Raw genomic sequence first — 1,811 nt, 5'->3', positions numbered from 1 at the left:
ACAGCTAACAAGCAATTTAAGAGGGATTCTCAACGCTTGGCATTTTTGCTTCTACTTCAAATTTAGTGTTTATGGTGCAATGTGTTAGGTTGAGTGGTGGCGTTGTTCACCCCTTAATTGGGCGTTAAGCAACATCAAAAATTGAGGTACTTATGGTTAGATATGTAGATCCGTTGTCTTGTAGTTCATTGTTTATTGAACCTCGCTTTAATGATGTGGGATTATCTGTGGCTACAGGTTTTTTACTGCAATTTCGTGATGATATTTATTTAATTACTAACTGGCATGTAGTCACTGGAAAAGATGCAGATACTTTGGATTACTTAGATAAACAACACTTGTCTATACCAAATAACCTCATGGTCTCATTTCACAAGAAAGGGTGTTTGGGGGAGTGGACTAAACAACGCATTGAATTACTCGGCGAGAATGACGAGCCCCTTTGGTTAGAGCACCCTCTGTCTAATGAGGTTGACGTTGTAGCTATCAAAATTGAAGTGTCTAATGATATTGAAGTGTATCCATTAGACTACGCTTTAAAAGATAAAGACATGGTTCCAATAACAGCTATGCCTGTATCTGTTATTGGTTATCCGTTTGGGCTAACAGCGGGTGCTAATTGGCCTATTTGGAAGACAGGGCATATTGCATCAGACCATGGCATTGACTTTGAAGAAAATCGTCCTGCTTTCCTAATTGATGCTACAACTAGATCCGGTATGTCAGGCTCTCCCGTTGTATTACGTGCTGATAGCTATCAAACATCTGATGGAAGTACTGTTATGGCAAATGGCATTCAAACGCGTTTTCTAGGAATTTATGCTGGTCGCATACATGGCCAATCGGAAATTGGTCGCGTATGGCGACCGTTTGTAATTCAAGAGATCATTGAAAATAAACTAGTATTTTCTGACGAAAGTTTGCGAGAGCCACCTACTAGAATGGCAAAATGTCCGTGCAATCGGGGATTAAGGTTTAAAGAGTGCTGCGGAAAAGTTGCTTAACAAACTGTTTAAGAGTGATTCGCAACGCGTGGCATTTTTACTATGCGTTGAATTTAGTGATTAGGGTGGTATGCGGTGGCTTAGGTACTGCGTTGCTCACACCTTAACAGGGCGTTAGGCATTAATCGTCAGACTCTCAAATTTTACTGATATAATGCCTTTCATTTCAAAGTAGTAGAGTTTGTAAGTATGGATATAGACACGTTAACTCGAACAGAATTGATTGAGTTAAATAATCGAATCGTAGCTCGTTTGGAAAGTATGGATGAGCTTGAAGTTCAAGCCAAAAGGCAACAGTTCACACTTGGCTCTCCAGCCGAGTTTGTCGATGACAAAGGCACAGCTCGTGTCTGTGTCGTGGTTAAGTTCAATAAAAAGACAATATCAGTGTCAACAGCCAACGGTGAACGTTGGAATATTCCGGCAGATCGGCTGCGTCCGTTGGCAAATGCCTAACAAACAATTTAAGAGGGATTCCCAACGCTTGGCATTTTTGCTTCTACTTCAAATTTAGTGTTTACGGTACAATGCGTTAGGTTGGGTGGTAGCGTTGCTCACCCCTTAATTGGGCGTTATGTGTTTGGTCAGTTTTTTAGGTCAAAGCTACGATTTCATTGAAAATTCGTTCCGTGTTTTCGGCAAGTTGACTTGGTCGAAATGATTTTGTGGAACTTCTGAAGTTGATCGTTTTCAAGGTTCTTGGGTTGCCTCAATTAAGTTTTGGATCTGGCTTGTGTTGAGTTTCGTCAGTTTCAAATCGCTTTAATTGAAATGTCCTTTTGACTGGTTTTCTTGCTGACATTCAGC

Annotated in this window: 2 protein-coding genes; both read left to right on the top strand. The window is 40.6% G+C overall.

The features are described from left to right. Positions 1-152: 152 nt before the first annotated feature. The gene (locus AACW06_RS19375; RefSeq protein ID WP_192076309.1) at positions 153-1,004 is read left to right on the top strand and encodes a trypsin-like peptidase domain-containing protein; all 852 of its coding nucleotides are present in this window, start codon (positions 153-155) and stop codon (positions 1,002-1,004) included. Positions 1,005-1,193: 189 nt separating this feature from the next. Continuing rightward, positions 1,194-1,460 (top strand): hypothetical protein, encoded by a 267-nt coding sequence (locus AACW06_RS19370; RefSeq protein ID WP_103175338.1) that lies wholly within the window; start codon positions 1,194-1,196, stop codon positions 1,458-1,460. Positions 1,461-1,811 lie beyond the last annotated feature (351 nt).

Origin of the sequence: Vibrio sp. S12_S33 (assembly GCF_963889785.1) — a bacterium.
In the GTDB taxonomy this organism is placed as follows: domain Bacteria; phylum Pseudomonadota; class Gammaproteobacteria; order Enterobacterales; family Vibrionaceae; genus Vibrio; species Vibrio aestuarianus.
The sequence above is the reverse complement of the archived record's forward strand: the minus strand, read 5'-3'. Positions and strand labels throughout refer to the sequence as shown.